This window comes from Candidatus Pseudomonas phytovorans, from assembly GCA_029202525.1.
GTDB lineage: Bacteria > Pseudomonadota > Gammaproteobacteria > Pseudomonadales > Pseudomonadaceae > Aquipseudomonas > Aquipseudomonas phytovorans.
The window spans coordinates 4,944,593-4,960,747 of sequence record CP119325.1 but is presented as its reverse complement, the minus strand read 5'-3'; the positions used below and the strand labels follow the sequence as shown (position 1 = coordinate 4,960,747).

General features: G+C 63.1%; 14 protein-coding genes. 6 read left to right on the top strand and 8 right to left on the bottom strand.

What is annotated here, in order from left to right; all coding sequences use genetic code 11:
• Positions 1-56: 56 nt before the first annotated feature.
• Positions 57-794 carry a GntR family transcriptional regulator gene (locus P0Y58_21755; protein ID WEK29506.1) on the bottom strand — a complete coding sequence of 246 codons (738 nt, stop codon included), beginning with the start codon at positions 792-794 and terminating at the stop codon, positions 57-59.
• Positions 795-912: 118 nt separating this feature from the next.
• Between P0Y58_21755 and P0Y58_21750 the strand changes: the two genes are divergently transcribed.
• Positions 913-2,268 carry an adenylosuccinate lyase family protein gene (locus P0Y58_21750; GenBank protein WEK29505.1) on the top strand — a complete coding sequence of 452 codons (1,356 nt, stop codon included), beginning with the start codon at positions 913-915 and terminating at the stop codon, positions 2,266-2,268.
• A gap of 69 nt (positions 2,269-2,337) precedes the next feature.
• Positions 2,338-3,639 (top strand): cation:dicarboxylase symporter family transporter, encoded by a 1,302-nt coding sequence (locus P0Y58_21745; protein WEK29504.1) that lies wholly within the window; start codon positions 2,338-2,340, stop codon positions 3,637-3,639.
• Positions 3,640-3,844: 205 nt separating this feature from the next.
• On the opposite strand, the gene P0Y58_21740 is transcribed toward P0Y58_21745, so the two are convergent.
• The 7 genes from P0Y58_21740 to P0Y58_21710 form a co-directional block, all read right to left on the bottom strand.
• On the bottom strand, positions 3,845-5,359 hold the full coding sequence (locus P0Y58_21740) for a DHA2 family efflux MFS transporter permease subunit (protein WEK29503.1): 1,515 nt from the start codon (positions 5,357-5,359) through the stop codon (positions 3,845-3,847).
• Positions 5,356-6,483: an HlyD family secretion protein gene (locus P0Y58_21735; protein WEK29502.1), complete on the bottom strand. Its 1,128-nt coding sequence runs from the start codon at positions 6,481-6,483 to the stop codon at positions 5,356-5,358. The genes P0Y58_21740 and P0Y58_21735 overlap by 4 nt, the downstream gene beginning before the upstream one ends.
• Before the next feature lie 159 nt (positions 6,484-6,642).
• Positions 6,643-8,061, bottom strand: a complete 1,419-nt coding sequence (locus tag P0Y58_21730) for a TolC family protein (GenBank protein ID WEK29501.1) — start codon at positions 8,059-8,061, stop codon at positions 6,643-6,645.
• A gap of 103 nt (positions 8,062-8,164) precedes the next feature.
• The gene (locus P0Y58_21725; GenBank protein ID WEK29500.1) at positions 8,165-8,875 is read right to left on the bottom strand and encodes a helix-turn-helix transcriptional regulator; all 711 of its coding nucleotides are present in this window, start codon (positions 8,873-8,875) and stop codon (positions 8,165-8,167) included.
• Positions 8,876-9,044: 169 nt separating this feature from the next.
• Positions 9,045-9,425, bottom strand: a complete 381-nt coding sequence (locus P0Y58_21720; GenBank protein ID WEK29499.1) for a cupin domain-containing protein — start codon at positions 9,423-9,425, stop codon at positions 9,045-9,047.
• Between the two features lie 72 nt (positions 9,426-9,497).
• Positions 9,498-10,322 carry an AraC family transcriptional regulator gene (locus tag P0Y58_21715; protein WEK29498.1) on the bottom strand — a complete coding sequence of 275 codons (825 nt, stop codon included), beginning with the start codon at positions 10,320-10,322 and terminating at the stop codon, positions 9,498-9,500.
• Between the two features lie 104 nt (positions 10,323-10,426).
• Positions 10,427-11,098: a GntR family transcriptional regulator gene (locus P0Y58_21710; protein ID WEK29497.1), complete on the bottom strand. Its 672-nt coding sequence runs from the start codon at positions 11,096-11,098 to the stop codon at positions 10,427-10,429.
• A gap of 195 nt (positions 11,099-11,293) precedes the next feature.
• Between P0Y58_21710 and P0Y58_21705 the strand changes: the two genes are divergently transcribed.
• The 4 genes from P0Y58_21705 (at position 11,294) to P0Y58_21690 (ending at position 16,138) form a co-directional block, all read left to right on the top strand.
• Positions 11,294-13,033, top strand: a complete 1,740-nt coding sequence (locus P0Y58_21705; protein ID WEK29496.1) for a dihydroxy-acid dehydratase — start codon at positions 11,294-11,296, stop codon at positions 13,031-13,033.
• A 68-nt stretch (positions 13,034-13,101) separates the two neighbouring features.
• The gene (locus tag P0Y58_21700; protein WEK29495.1) at positions 13,102-14,448 is read left to right on the top strand and encodes an MFS transporter; all 1,347 of its coding nucleotides are present in this window, start codon (positions 13,102-13,104) and stop codon (positions 14,446-14,448) included.
• 111 nt (positions 14,449-14,559) lie between these two features.
• Positions 14,560-15,486 carry a LysR substrate-binding domain-containing protein gene (locus tag P0Y58_21695; GenBank protein ID WEK29494.1) on the top strand — a complete coding sequence of 309 codons (927 nt, stop codon included), beginning with the start codon at positions 14,560-14,562 and terminating at the stop codon, positions 15,484-15,486.
• Between the two features lie 151 nt (positions 15,487-15,637).
• Positions 15,638-16,138: an RNA polymerase sigma factor gene (locus P0Y58_21690; protein WEK29493.1), complete on the top strand. Its 501-nt coding sequence runs from the start codon at positions 15,638-15,640 to the stop codon at positions 16,136-16,138.
• Positions 16,139-16,155: the final 17 nt, after the last annotated feature.

Sequence of the window (16,155 nt, the reverse complement as noted above, 5' to 3'; positions counted from 1 at the left end):
TCCCTGTGGGAGCTGGCTTGCCGGCGATGGGCCGCGCAGCGGCCCCGAGTGCGCGATCAGGATGCAGAACGATCCCGGCGCATCTGGGTCACCAGGGTAAAGCGGTCATCCGGGTGCACGGTTTCAGACACCGCCATCAAATCACCATTCTCCTCGCGGTAATGGCGGATGATCTTCAACCCCGGTGAACCCGCCTCGGCCTTCAGTGCCCGGGCCATTTCCGGGGTCAGCAGCACTGCCCGCACCTGCTGATCGACCACCGCGATCGCCCGGCCATAGTGCTGCTCGATCAAGCCTGCGATCAGTTGGTCGGGGTGCTCGCGGGCCCGTTCGATCACCTCGGCATAGTCGCGCTGCGCGTATACATCGGTCCAGCACAGGGGCGCCGCATTGTGCGCGCGATCAACGCGAATGCTCGACACGCAGAAGTAATGCTCCCCCGGTACCAACCCCAACCGCGCCGCCTCGCTCAGGTCGGCGACAAAGTGGCGCACGTCCTGAATTTCCCGCTGCTGGGTTTCGGCCAGGTGGGCCAGGTCGGCCACGCTGGCCAGCGACTGCGAATAACCGCCGCGCGGGCTGCTGGCCTCGACCCGGGTACCCACTCGCTTGCGCCGCGATACCAGCCCCTGATTGAGCAACTGCTCGATCGCCGCGCGCACCGTATGCCGGCTGACACTGTACAGGTCGCACAGCTCGAACTCGGTCGGCAGCAGGCTGCCCACCGGGTAGCGGCCGCTGGCGATGCCTTCCATCAAGTCCTTTGCCACGGTGGTGTAGCGGGTCGGGTTCATACCTTTGGTCTGTCTCGCAAATTTCATCGGTTGACAGTGTATCAGTGACAGGGCAAGAATTATGTACGGACATAAACAATATGTCCGGTCAAAAAATAACATTTCAGGATCCCTGCCCATGTCCACCACCGTTTTCGATTCCACCCTGTTCCGCGACATGTTCGGCACCGCCGAAATGCGTGCGGTGTTCTCCGACAAATCGCTGATCGAGCGTTACATCGAAGTGGAAGTGGCCTTGGCCAAGGCCGAAGCCCGTTGCGGCGTCATCCCTGCCGAAGCCGCCGTGCAGATTGCCGAGCTGTCGCGCTACGAGGCACTGGACCTGGTGCTGATGCAGCACGAGACTGAAATCGTCGGCTATCCGATCCTGCCGCTGGTCGAGCAACTGTCGAAGCTGTGCGGCGAAGCTGGCCGCTACGTGCACTGGGGCGCGACTACCCAGGACATCATGGACACCGCCGTGGTCCTGCAGGTACGTGCCGCGCTGGCCATCGTCGAGCGCGATGTCCAGGCCGTGCGTGGCCTGCTGGCCGAGTTGGCACTGCGCTACCGCGACACACCGATGGCCGGCCGCACCCACCTGCAGCATGCGCTGCCGATCACCTTCGGCTACAAGTGCGCGGTATGGTTGAGCATGTTCGACCGCCATGCCGAACGCCTGGTCGAGCTGCGCCCGCGGGTGGAAGTGGGGCAGTTTGCCGGTGCCGCCGGTACATTGGCTTCGCTCGGCGACAAGGGCCTGGAAGTGCAGGCGGCGCTGATGGCCGAACTGGGCCTGGGTGTACCGCAGGCCACTTGGCACGTAGCCCGCGACGGCCTGGCCGAAACCCTGAACTTCCTTGGCCTGGTCAGCGCCTCGCTAGGCAAGGTGGCGCTGGACATCATGATGATGATGACCAGCGAACTGGGCGAAGCCTACGAGCCGTTCGTCAAGGGCCGTGGCGCCAGCAGTACCATGCCGCAGAAGCGCAACCCGATTTCCTGCGAGCTGATGTATGCCGCCGCCAAGGGCGTGCGCCAGCAGGCCGGGCTGATGCTTGATGCGATGATCCAGGACTTCGAGCGCTCCACCGGCCCGTGGCAGGCCGAATGGATTGCCATCCCTGAAGCCTTCGCCCTGACCGGTGCCTCGCTGGCGCAGGCGCGCTTCATGCTGGCCGGCCTGGACGTGCGTACCGAGCGCATGCGCAAGAACCTCGACATGACCCAGGGCCTGATCGTGGCTGAAGCGGTGATGATGGGCCTGGCCCCGGCGCTCGGCCGCCAGGTGGCGCACGACGTGGTCTACGCCGCCTGCCGCATGGCCAACGACCAGGGCATCAGCCTGCTGGAGGCGTTGAAGGCTCAGGGCGAGGCTACTGCGCATGTCGACCTAGCCACCTTGGAGCAACTGTGCGACCCGACCAATTATCTGGGCCTGGCGCCGCAGATGGTCGACCAGGCGCTGGCCCGCCCAGGCGCCGTCGCCCGCTGATCTGTAAGGGGCCCGGTCATGATCGAGCCCCGTCCTGTGCTTTTTTACAAGAACAATGAGAATACAGCCATGTCTTCCACTGCTAAAAAGCCGCTGTACAAGGACCTGACCTTCCAGGTCATTGCCGCGATGCTGCTCGGTATCGCCTTCGGTTTCCTTGCCCCCGAGCTTGCTGCCAAGTTCAAGATCCTCGGGGATATCTTTCTCAAGCTGATCAAGACCGCAGTCGCGCCGCTGGTGTTCTTCACCGTGGTTCACGGCATTGCCTCGGCGGGTGACATCAAACGCGTCGGCAAAGTCGGCTGGCGCGCACTGGTGTACTTCGAGCTGTTGTCCACCTTCGCCCTGGCGCTGGGCCTGCTGTGGGGCAACCTGATCAGCATCGGCTCGGGCATGCATGGCGCCCACGCCAGCAGTGCCGCCTCGGCTGCCGCCAGCGCAGCAGTCGCCAAAGGCCACGCGCCGGCTTCGACCATGGACTTCATCTACAACATCTTCCCGGACAACTTCGTCGGTGCCTTTGCCGGTGGCCAGTTGTTGCAGGTGCTGGTGATCGCGGTGCTGTTCGGCTTTGCCCTGCTGGCCTTGAAGCACGAGCGCCGGGCGGTGGTCGAAGATGGCCTGAACCGGGTGTCGGAATGCTTCTTCGAGTTCATCAACCTGATCATGAAGTTCGCCCCGCTGGGCGCATTCGGTTCGGTGGCCTACGCGGTGGGCAGCAATGGCTCGGCAGTGCTTATGTCGCTGGCCAACCTGGTGCTGATGTTCTACCTGGCGATCGCCTTCTTCCTGTTCGTGGTGCTGGGCGCCGTGTGCCGGTTGTCGGGGTTCAGCCTGTGGCGCTTTTTGAAGTACATCAAGGACGAGATCTTCATCGTGCTGGGGACCGCGTCGTCGGAAAGTGCACTGCCACGGCTGCTGCAAAAGCTTGAGCGCTTTGGCTGCTCCAAGCAGAGCGTCGGCCTGGTGCTGCCGACCGGCTATGCCTTCAACCTCGATGGCACCTCGATCTACATGTCGATGTGCGTGCTGTTCATTGCCAATGCCTACGGCGTGCCGCTGGGCTGGGAGCAGCAGCTGGGCATTCTGGCGATCATGCTGGTGACCTCCAAAGGCGCGGCGGCGGTGTCGGGTGGCAGCTTTGTGGTGTTCGCCGCCACGGTAACGGCCATTGGCGTGCTGCCGGTTGAAGGGCTGGCGCTGCTGTTTGGCGTGTACCGCTTCATGTCCATGGCCATGGCTACCTGCAACACCATCGGCAACAGCGTGGCGACGGTGGTGGTGGCCAAGTGGGCGGGGGAGTTTACCGAGCAGACAGCGCGTGAAGAGTATTCGCGGGTGCTGGGCAGGGCGCCTGGGGCGGTACTCTAAACACTGAACAGCGGGCATGACGCTAAGCAATTGGGGCCGCTTTGCGGCCCATCGCCGGCAAGCCAGCTCCCACAGGGACCGCGCAAACCTTGAGGTCTACACCGTACCTGTGGGAGCCCGGCTTGCCGGCGATGGGCTGCGAAGCAGCCCCAATGGCTGCCACTGTGATTTAACTGACTGGCCGTGTAAGACGGTAGTTTCGGTATCAAGTCTGCTGCCGGGTCCGAAGCAGCAATGCTGCGACTGCACACCCCACCAACGCCAGGCATGCCAGGTAGAACGCATCACTGTAGGCCATCAGGTACGCCTCTCGGCGAATGGTCCCCGCCAACCCCTCCAGCATCTGCTGCTGGTGCGGCAACCAGCTTTGCACTGTCTGGTTAAGCCGTTCCTGCACACCAGGTTCAAACACCGTCACCTGCTCGTGAATGCGCTCGCTATGAAAGCGCTCACGGGTCGCCACCAGTTGTGTCAGCCCGGCTGTACCGATCGCGCCGCCAAGATTGCGTAGCATCGAGAACACCGCCGAAGCGGACCCCGCCTCGCGCTTGTCCAGCCCGGCCACCGCCAGCACCGACAACGCCACCATGATGAATGGCTGGCCGATACCGCGCACCACCGTCGACGGGATGATCACGTTGTCGGCACTGTCGGCGCTCAGGCTTGCCCCCAGCCAGCAGCCCAGGGCCATGATCAAAAAGCCGCTGGCGACCATGAACTTGGCGCTGGTCCAGCCCATCAGCCGGGGCATCAACGGCGCCAGCAGCAGTTGCACCACGCCATAGGCGATCAGCGCCACGCCCACGTCGTGCGCGCTGAAACCCTGCAATTGCGACAGGTAGTTGGGCACCAGGAACACCAGGCCGAAGGTGGCGCCGCCAAAGACGAACATGGCCACACTGGCGACGCCGAAGTTGTAGCGCCCAAGCAAACGCAGGTTGATGAATGCGCGCTGGCCGAACAGCTGAGTCACCACAAAAACCACCAGGGCGATGCCGGCGGCCACGCTCATGGTGACGATGAACGGCGAGCCGAACCAGTCCAGCCGGCCACCTTCTTCAAGCACGATCTGCAGGCCACCCAGGCCGACGACCATGGCCGCGATACCCAGCCAGTCGCCCTTGCGCAACAGCTCAAGCTTCATCGGCCTGGCCTCGATCGACCAGCCGATGGCAAGCAGCAGTGCGATACCGGGGAACAACTGCAAGTAGAAGATCCAGCGCCATGAATAAGCATCGGTCAGCCAGCCGCCAATCGACGGCCCGGCTGCCTGTGCCACGCTATTGGCCAGGCTGAACAGTGCCATGCCCATGGCCATCTTGCTGGCCGGCAGTTCGGTGATGATCAGCTGGAACGACAGCGGGATCAGCACCGCGCCAGCGGCGCCCTGAACCACCCGAAGGGTAATCATCGCCTCCAGGTTGGGTGCCCACGAACAGGCCACCGAGGCCAGCAGAAAGATCAGCGAGCCGGTCCACATCACCCGGCGCAGCGAGAACACTTCAACCAGCCAGGCGGTCAGCGGAATCATCACGATTTCTGCCACCAGGTAAGCGGTGGAGATCCACGAGCCTTCTTCAAAGCTGGCGCCCAGCGAACCACGGATTTCCGGCAGCGCAGCGCTGGTGACATGCACGTTCATGCCGGCCATGAAGCAGCCGAGCAGGCCGCCGAGCACGGCAACCCAGGCACGCAGCGAGACCGGTTGTTCAGTGGTCATCGGCAACCTCGGCAGGGGGTGGTTATCACCGACATGCCGGGCAGCACGTGCGGGCCATCCAGCGGTCTGTCGAGCAGGATGCGCACCGGGAAGCGCTGGACGATCTTGGTGAAATTGCCGGTGGCGTTGTCCGACGGCAGCAATGCGAAGACATTGCCGGAGGCCGGCGAAAAACTGGCCACACGGCCATGCAGTGACTGGCCGGCGAAGCTGTCGACGCGGATTTCCACCGGCTGTCCAGGGCGCATGTGGGCCAGTTGGGTTTCCTTGTAGTTGGCCACCACGTAGGCCTGCTGCACAGGCACCACAGCCAGCAGCGGCTGGCCCGGTACTACATATTGGCCAGCGCGTACGCGGCGTTGGCCGATTACACCAGTGATGGGGGCACGGATCACGGTGTCCTGCTCATCCTGCTCGGCCAGTTGTTGGAGAGCCTGTGTCTGGGTCAAGGCGGCCGCACGTTGTTGCAGTTCGGCGTCGGTCTGGGCTGACAGGGCCTTGGCCAAGACCAGCCGTGCGTGTTGTTCGCGTAACGCGGCATGGGCGCCCTGCAGCGTGGCTTGCGCCTGGGCGGCCTGGGCGTTGGCGGTTTCCAGGCGTTGGGCGGTGGCTGCGTCATCGCGTACCAGGCCACGGTAACGCAGCACATCCAGTGCGCTGCGGCGCTGTTCGGCGGTGGCGCTGTGCACGGCCGCCTCCGCCTGCTGGATGGCATGCTGTTGCTGGTTGATCTGTGCGGATGCCACCTGCTGGCTGGCCCGGGCGGCGGCCAGTGCTGCCTGCGCCTCGGCCACACCGGCCTGGGCCTGGTCGAGGCGGGCGTGGTAGTCGCGGCTTTGCAGGCGTACCAGCACATCGCCGGCCTTCACCGGCTGGTCGTCCGCCACTTCGACCTTGGCCACATAGCCGGCCACACGGGGGCTCAGGGCCACCCAGTCGGCGCGGATGTAGGCATCGTCGGTGGTTTCCAGGTAGCGGCCGGTGGTGAGCCAGTAGCTGCCGAAGACGAGCAGGGTGATGGCTGCCAGGCTGCCGCCAGCGATGTAGGCAAGGCGGCGACGGAATCTGGCTGTGGCTTGCTGTGCAGTCTCGGCTGGTGCGGTTTGTTCTACGGCGACATTCATGTTCGGTTTCCATTCTCGATGTCAGGGGCTGCTTTGCAGCCCTTCGCGGGCACGCCCGCTCCCACAGGAACCGTGCAGCGGTTGCAGATAACGCGTTCCCTGTGGGAGCGGGCGTGCCCGCGAAGGGCCGCACAGCGGCCCCATTTGAATTGGCGTCTGCTACCAACGCCCACCCAGCGCGCGGAACAGGTTGACCTGCGCTTGCGCCAGCCGCCCTCGGGCCTCTACCTGGCTGGCCCTCAGGCGAATCAGTTCGCGCTCGCTGTCGAGCAGGGCCAACCCGTCCACAGTCCCGGCGCGGTAATTACCCTTGGCCAGGGCAAAACCACGCTCGCTGTGCCCCAGCGCCGCATCCAGTGCCTGCAGGCGCTGCCGCTCACCGTCGTAACGCGCCAGCGCCTGGCGCACGTCCTTCAGCGCGTTCAGCGCCACGCCGTGGTAGTGGGCCACCTGCGCCTGTTGCAAGGCCTCGGCCTTGCCAACCCGGGCGCGGTTGGCCTTGATGTTGGGGAACTCCCAGCGAATCAGCGGGCCAATGCCGAACATCACCGCACGACTGTCGCCAAGGTTGCCAAGGTGATGTTCCGACGACGTCAGCGAGGCGCCGAAGCTAACCTTTGGATACAGGTCCGCCCGGGCAATATCGGTCTCCAGGCTGGCAACCTGCAGTTCCCGCTCGGCCTGGCGTACATCCGGCCGGCGCTCCAGCAACTGCCAGCCATCGCCAACCGGCAGAGGCACCGACAAGCTGGGGATGGCTGCACAGGTGCTTGCCTCGGCCACGGACGGCTGGCCGCTCAGCATGCTCAGCTCGTAAAGTGCCATCTGTTGCCGGGCGGCTAGCACCGGCAGTCGCGCCCGTACCTGTTCGCGCAACCCCAGCAGGCGCTCACCGTCGAGGGCAGTGGCCACGCCGGCCTGATGCTGGCGTTCGCTGAGCTGCACGCTGCGGTCGAGGGTTTGCAGCGACTGCTGTGCCTGGTCAAATCGTGCGGCATAGATGCATTGGTCGAGGTAGGCGCGGCTGGTCTGGGTAACCACGTGCAGGCGCACCAGGTCCCGTGCCGCAGCACTGGCGTCGGCTTGTGCCCGGGCACGCTCGATGGCAGCGCGCACCTGGCCCCACACGTCTACCTGATAGGCCAGCTCGATGCCCGGGCTGAATTGCCATTGCGACGGCGCGTGGGTGTCGGTTGCCTCGGCCAGGGTCTGGTCATCGGCGCTCTTGCCGTAGGTCGCAGCAACGTCCACTGACGTCGATGGCCAGCGGCGTGCGTCGAATTCGCCGATACCGGCCAGCATCGCCTGCACATTGGCCTCGGCCTGTGCCAGGTCCTGGTTGTGCGCCAAGGCTTGTTGTACCCAGCGGTTGAGTTGCGGGTCCTGGAACAGTGCCCACCATTGCTCGGGCAGAGCTTGCCGGCTGACGCCAGCCGGCACGCTCGCCAGCGGGTTTGTCTGCAGCGGTGCGGGTGGCTCGGCAGGCGCCGGTTGCCGGGCACACGCCGCCAGCACGGCGAGCATGCCAAGCGCGGCGCCAAGCCGGGCAGGGAAGGGGGTGGAGTACTTTAAAGGCATCACACATGTCGCTCAAAGGTGGTGATGCGAGGTTAACGAGGGTGGGGATAACGGCGCTGTCGCAAGCGGGACAACCCTGCGCGCAACCGGGACAACCTGCGGCTCAGTCGCCGCGTACCGCGCTGTTTTGCCAGTCGCTTGGCGCGTGGCCGAGGATGCGCTTGAACATGGCGGTAAACGCGCTGGCGCTCTGGTAGCCGTGCCCCAGCGCCACGTTGAGGATTGGCTGGCCATCTGCCAGGCATTGCTGGCTGAGCATCACCCGGGCCCGGGCGCGCCACTCGCCATACGACATGCCCACCTCGCGCTGGAACAGCCGAGCTACGCTGCGTGCACTCATGTTCAGCTGTGCGCCGCATTGCTCCAGGGTCAGGTCCTGGGCCGGGTCCTGCAGGAAACGCTCGCACCAGGCGCGCAGGCGCGGGTGTTGTGGCGTGGGCACGAAGGCATCGATGCGCCTGGCCGCGGCCAACTCGCCCAGGATCAGCGCCCGTGCATGCTCGCCGTCACGCAGGTCGAGCATGCGCGACGCAGCCAGGATCAGCTCACGCAGCAAGCCGGACACCACGATCACCTGGCAACGATCAATATGCGCATCGAGCAGCAGGGTACGCATGCACACCACGCCCTGCATGCGGATGGCATGGCTGACCCCGCCCGGCACCCATAACGCATGCCCGCCGGGAATCACCCAGTTGCCACCCTCGCTACTGACCCGCATTACGCCGCTGGCGGCGTAGATCAGCTGGTCTTCGGCGTGGCAGTGGCTGGCGACTTCATCGCCGTGGTCGTAATCCATTCCCAGTGCTTGCATGCAGACATCCTCGATATTGGATTCGATTATACGGCGGTGAATCTGTATCGAGTTTGCGAAGGGTGGCCCGGGAATGGATTGCCATGAAGAAAAATGGCTGTTTTCTGGATGAATAAGGCGAATTATTGCATTGTCAAACGCGGTAGCGACTGACAGCGGTCTTTTCGGATCAGATCCAGAGATCATTCACCGCCGTGCGCTCACCCCCTTCATGCCCGGTGTTCAGGATGCCCCGTGGCTCAATCATCATCAGTTTCGCTTGGCCTTGAGCGGCGGTGCGGTGTTCGACCCCGCGTGGTACGACATAGAGTTCCCCTGGGTGAATGTGCACGCAGCCCTCCGGCAGGTCGATGCGCAACGTGCCCTCCAGCACGAGAAATGCTTCGTCGGTTTCCGGGTGCGCGTGCCAGATGAACTCGCCTTCGATACGCACCACCTTGAACTGGTAATCGTTCATTTCGGCAACGACCCTGGGGCTCCATTGTTGTTCGATCAGCGACGCTTTGTGCAGCAGGTTCACAGGCTGGGATGGGGGACGGGCTTCAGGCATGACAAATCCTCGGTTAGTGGAGTGGTCAGCCTAGCGATCAGGAGTAGCGGGATTCTTGTACGATCCTGCAAGTCAGCGGGTGAGGCGCAGGCGTTCCAGCCAGCGCAAGGGCGGTACGCCGTAGCAGCGGGTGAAGTGGCGGGTCATGTGGCTTTGGTCATGAAAGCCGGCTGCGAGGGCGGCATCGACCAGGCTGAAGCCGTCGAGGATCATGCGGCGAAAACCGTCCAGGCGGCGCAGGGTGACGAAGCGATAGGGGCTGGTGCCGTACAGCGTGCGAAAGTCGCGCGACAAACTCCAGCGCTCGCGGCCACTGGCCTGTTCGAGCATGTCCAGGGTAATACCCAGGTGCAGGTGCTCCATGATGAAAATGCGGGCACGTTCGGCGGCCTGGTAGTCCAGGCGCTTGCGACCGCGCGGCTTGCCGCCGACTGCCAGCATGGCCATTGCCAGGTCGTACAGGGCGTCCTGTTCCTCTAGTGGCTCCAGTGCGTGGTCCACGGCCTGCACCAACGCTTCGCTGGCCTGGTACAGGCGTGGGTCGCTGGACAGCCCGCCAGCGATGAAGGGCAGCGGTTGGCCCCCCAGCACGTTCTGGATCAGTGCCGGGTCGATGTAGGCCATGCGATAGCGAAAGCCTGCGTCGGTACCGGCCATGCCGTCATGCAGTTCGTCAGGGTGCAGCACCAGCGTGTTTCCCGGTATGCCGTGGCGCAGTGAACCCTTGTAGTGAAAGCTCTGCACACCGGCCAAGGTGCGGCCGATCGAATAGGTGTCATGGCGATGCGGGTCGTAGCCGTGGCTACCGAACCAGGCCTCGATACGTTCGATGCCAACCGGCTGAGCACTGCGGATCACCCAGTCGGAAGGTGGTAGCGGTTTGGCTTTGCGGTGCATCGCGGTGTGCGCCTCGCGGTCCTGCCCTGGCGGGCAGGCTCATGTGCAGCTAGGGGACCAGTGAGTGGCCATCGTACGAGTGTCGGCATCATGAATGCAGGGTGTCACTGGCCAGCCCGACGGTGGTAAGCCGCCAGATAGGTGTCCCGCGACGGCTTCAGGTGATCGCTGCACACCTGTGCCAGTCTTTCCACATTGCCCTGCTGCAAGGCTTCGATGAGCTGCCAGTGTTCTCGGCGCGCCCGCTCCAATTGCTCTGCCACCACCAGCGACGATGAGCGAACCGAATGCGCACGTTGCGCATGATCCTGTATTGCCGCCAGCAGCACCGGGTTGTCGGAAAGGCCGAACAGCAACTCATGAAAACGCATGTTGGCGCGAAAGGCTCCACGCAGGTTGCCTGACTGGACCATGGCATCGTGCGTGTGTTGGGTGGCAATCAGGACTTCCAGGGCGCTACTGGCCACCGGGAATTTGATCAGACGTACGCACTGGCACTCCAGCAGCTCACGCACGGCGTACAGGTCTTCGACCTCCTTGGCGGTATAGGCCTTCACCAGTGCGCCGACGTTGCGCTTGCGCTCCACCAGCCCCATGCGCTCCAACTCGACCAATACCTGGCGCACCACATGCCGCTTGAGGCCGAAACGTTCGAGCAGGTCATCCTCGACCAAGCGCTCACGCGGGTGCAGAAAGCCCAGGACGATCTCTTCTTCAAGAATGCGCACGGCCTCTTCCAGGCCGATGGCGGGGGTGACGGGGTCAAGCAGCTGCATGGGTCGATGCCTTGGCGTTGCGGGCTGATCAAAGCCTGAGACTGCCACAAATTGCGCTGATTCGCAGCAGTGGCTGGCGCGAGTGGGGCGATGAAGCGTGCTTGCGCAACCATCGTGATCGTGTTTTCATTCGCTCAGACGGATTATCAATAATCATGTCGATGATAAATCCAATAATGTACTGGTAGGTGAGCCATGCCTGATAAATCCCCTGTCATCAAGCCGACCGGCATCCGTAAAGGGTTAACCAATTACGGAGATACCGGCTTTGCACTCTTCCTGCGCAAGGCCTTCATCAAAGGCGCCGGCTACAGCGACGATGCTCTTGACCGCACCATCATCGGTATCGCCAATACCGGCAGCGGCTACAACCCTTGCCACGGCAACGCGCCGCAACTGATTGAGGCGGTCAAGCGTGGGGTGATGATGGAAGGAGGGCTGGCCATAGACTTCCCGACCATTTCCATCGCTGAAAGCTTTTCGCAGCCCACCAGCATGTATCTGCGCAACCTGATGGCCATGGACACCGAAGAAATGATCAGGGCCCAGCCAATGGATGCTGTGGTGCTGATCGGTGGTTGCGACAAGACCGTGCCAGCGCAGCTGATGGGCGCGGCCTCGGCCAATGTGCCGATGATCCAGCTTGTTACCGGCTCCATGCTCACCGGCGGGCACCGCGGCGAACGGGTCGGCGCGTGTACCGATTGCCGGCGTTTCTGGGGCCGCTTCCGTGGCGAGGAAATCGACGAGCAGGAAATCAACGAAGTGAACAACAAGCTGGTGGCCAGCATCGGCACCTGCTCGGTGATGGGCACCGCCAGCACCATGGCCTGCATTGGCGAAGCGCTGGGTATCGTGCTGCCCGGCGGAGCCACACCACCGGCAGTCACCAGTGACCGTATCCGCATCGCCGAGGAAAGCGGGCGGCGGGCGGTGATCATGGCGCGCAATGGCCTGACGCCAGACAAGATACTGACCGAGAAGGCGTTCGAGAACGCCCTGCGGGTTTTGCTGGCAATCGGCGGCTCGACCAACGGCATTATCCACCTCACCGCCATTGCCGGGCGCATGGGTTATGAAATCGACCTGGAAGCATTCGACCGCATGAGCCGCGAAACCCCGGTGCTGGTCGACCTCAAACCATCGGGCCAGCACTATATGGAAGACCTTCACCGCGCCGGTGGCCTGCAAACGGTGTTGCGTGAGCTGAAGCCGCAGCTGCACTTGGACACCCTGACCGTCAGTGGTCGCACGCTGGGTGAGGAACTTGAAGATTTCCCGGAATACAAGCAGGACGTGGTCCGCAGTTTCGCCAACCCGATCTACCCGGCAGGCGGTATCGCCTTCCTCAAGGGCAACCTGGCACCGAACGGTGCGATCATCAAACAGTCGGCGGCAAACCCACAGTTGATGGAGCATGAAGGTCGCGCCGTGGTCTTCGAGAACTCCGAAGACATGGCCCAACGGATTGACGACCCTGAGCTGGACGTGAATGCCGATGACGTGTTGGTGCTGAAGAACATCGGCCCAATCGGTGCCCCAGGCATGCCCGAGGCGGGTTACCTGCCCATCCCGAAGAAACTGGCCAAGGCGGGCGTCAAGGACATGGTGCGTATCTCCGACGGCCGCATGAGCGGTACTGCTGCGGGCACTATCGTGCTGCATGTCACACCCGAAGCAGCCCTTGGCGGGCCGCTGGCGCTGGTACGCAGCGGTGATCGCATTCGCCTCAGTGTGCAACACCGTAGCATCGAGTTGCTGGTCAGCGAGGCGCAGCTGCAGTCACGCCGGAATGACCTGCAGTTGCCCAAACCGGTGGATGCAGAGCGCGGCTACCGCAAGCTGTTCTACGAGCAGATCACCCAGGCGGACAAGGGCTGCGATTTCGAGTTCCTGCGGCCACCGCACATGATCGCCCGCGTGCCGGTGAAGTAAGCCCCCCGATTCGCCCCGCTGGCAGCCGGGCACGGCCGCCAGCCTGACAATAACAAGAGGTCCCCGCCATGAATGCGCGTCCCACCCGTGTTCGTTATGTCATCCTGCTGTTGCTGTTCCTGGTCACCACCATCAACTATGCCGACCGGGCGATTCTGTCTATCGTCGGCTCGTCGATGCAGAAAGAACTGGGCATCACCCCGGTGCAAATGGGCCTGCTGTTCTCGGCCTTTGCCTGGGCCTATGTGCTTGGTCAGATCCCAGGTGGCTGGTTGCTTGATCGCTTCGGCACCAAGCGTGTGTATGCCTGGAGTATCTTTCTCTGGTCCACCTTCACCATCCTGCAAGCCACTGTTGGCTGGTACAGCATCCCGGTCGCGATAGTGGTGATGTTCGTGCTGCGCTTCATGGTCGGGCTTGCCGAGTCGCCATCGTTTCCTGGTAACAGCCGTATGGCAGCCGCCTGGTTCCCTTCAGCGGAACGCGGTACCGCCGCCGGTATCTTCACCTCGGCGCAGTATTTCGCCACAGTCCTGTTCGCCCCGTTCATGGGCTGGATCGTCTACCAGTTCGGCTGGCACTACGTGTTCGTGGTGATGGGTGGGCTGGGCGTGCTAGTGACCGGTGTGTGGCTGAAAACGGTGTATGCGCCCAAGCAGCACCCGCGCATCAACGAGGCTGAACTGCGCCATATTGCTGAAGGTGGTGGTCTGATCGACATGGATCAGGCCGGCAGCAAGCAGGATACGCCGAAGCCGACCTGGGCCAGTTTCCGGCAACTGCTCACCAACCGCATGATGATGGGGGTGTTCATTGGCCAGTACTGCATCAACACGCTGTCCTACTTCTTCCTGACCTGGTTCCCTGTGTATCTGGTGCAGGAGCGCGGCATGTCGATCCTCAAGGCCGGCTTCATTGCGTCGATCCCGGCCGTGTGCGGGTTCCTCGGAGGTGTGCTGGGAGGCATCATTTCCGATGCGCTGATCCGTAAGGGGCACTCGATTACCTTTGCCCGCAAGGCGCCGCTGGTGCTGGGCATGCTGATGTCGACTTGCATGGTGGCGTGCAACTACGTCGATGCCGAATGGATGATCGTCGCGATCATGGCATTGGCTTACTTCGGCAAGGGCTTTGGTGCGATCGGCTGGGCGGTTGTGGCTGACACGGCACCCAAGCCCATCGCCGGGCTGTGCGGGGGGGTGTTCAACGCCTTCGGCAATACGGCCGGCATCACCACGCCGATCATCATTGGGCTGATCCTGCAGGCCACCGGTTCGTTCGAAACCGCATTGGTGTTCGTGGCTGCGAATGCGTTGGTTGCGATGTTCTGCTACCTGGTGATCGTCGGCAAGATTCAACGCATGGACCTCAAGCAGGATGAGGCGCGGGTGCCGTTGTCCAGCAGCATGTCCTGACCCATACGCAGGGCTGTGAATGCGCTCAGGCTTGCAGGCTTTGACTGGGCCGGGATTCTTGTCGATGCTGGAATTGAATCCGCACAACAAGAACCCGGCCCGGGAGTGCCCATGAACCGCAACGAACTGCGCAAAGCCGATATCAACCTGATGGTGGTGTTTGAAGCCCTGATGCAGGAGCGCAACCTCACCCGTGCCGCAGAAAAACTGTTCGTCGCCCAACCCACGGTCAGCGCCGCGCTGGCCAGGTTACGGGCAATGTTCAACGACCCGTTGCTGATCCGTGTGGGTAACCGCATGGAGCCCTCGGCCCGCGCCGAGGAGGTCATCAAGTACCTCACTCCGGCACTGGACGCGATGTCCACTGCCCTCAGCCTGACCCACGATTTCGACCCGCTGACCAGCAAGATGACTTTCCGCATCGGCCTTTCCGATGATGTCGAGTCGGGGCTGTTGCCACCGCTGCTACGGGCGCTGCGAGTGGAGGCGCCGAATGTAGTGGTGGTCGTGCAGCATGTCGATTATTGGCGCATTCCAGACTTGCTGGCCGCAGGCGATGTAACGGTCGGCATCAGCCAGACCAAGGGGCTACCGGCCAACGCCAAGCGCAAGGTGTTGCGCACGATGCAGGGCAGGGTAGTGCGGGCCGACAAGTCAGCCACGCCGCTGACCCTGGATGAGTTCTGCGCCCGCCCGCATGTGCAGGTTTCACCCACCGCCAATACCCAAGGTGTGGTCGATGACTGGCTGAAAGAGATTGGCCGCGAACGCAAGGTGGTGTTGTCGGTGCCACAGTTCAGTTCGTTGCCGGCGATTCTGGCCGGCACCGACCTGCTAGCCTGCTGCCCGGACTATGCCGCACACGGCATGGAGCGCTGGGGCAACCTGCAGGCCGAGCCACTGCCGTTCGACACGGCCGCGCTTGAGTTGGCCATGGTCTGGTTGAGCACCACCGATAGCGACCCCGCCGAGCGCTGGTTGCGCAGCCGCCTTGAGCAATACATGAGTGGCGAGCGTGAAGTGGCGATCGGGCTCTAGCCGCGATCGCTTCTGCTGCGCATCGCGAGGTGTGCTTACTGCTTTCCCGGATCTGCGAGGCGCAATAACGCCAGAAATGTAGTTGAGAACCGTTAGCAACAAGTGCTACCGTGCCGCCAATTCCCCCGCCGCTGTGCAGGATGCTTGGCGAATGCCGCAAGACCGCGACCCGTTGACATCGACGTTCCTGGAGAACCGCGAAGCGCTGAAAGCCTATCTGGTGCGGCACTTCGGCAATGTCACCGTGGCTGAGGACCTGACCCAGGAAACCTGGTTGCGGGTGGCCAGCCGCAAGGTGGGCGAGCGCATCGGCAACCCACGTGCGTACATCTTCCGCATTGCACGTAACCTGGGCATGGACATACGCCGCCGCGAAGCCTTGGGTATTGAGGTGCAGGCCGACCCGGTAGTGGTCGAGATGATCCCCGATGGCAAACTAGACCCGGCCCGCAGAACCGAACTGAGCCGTGAGCTGCAACGGGTCATGCAGGTGATCGATGAACTGCCACCCCGCTGCCGCGAAGTGTTCATCCTGTGCCGTATCGATGGCCTGGACCACCAGCAGGTCGCCGAGCGCCTGGGCATTTCCAAGAGCACGGTGGTCTCGCAAATGGTCAAGGCCATGCAGCGCATCGAGAAGGCAATGTCATGAAAGGCTGGTTACACTGC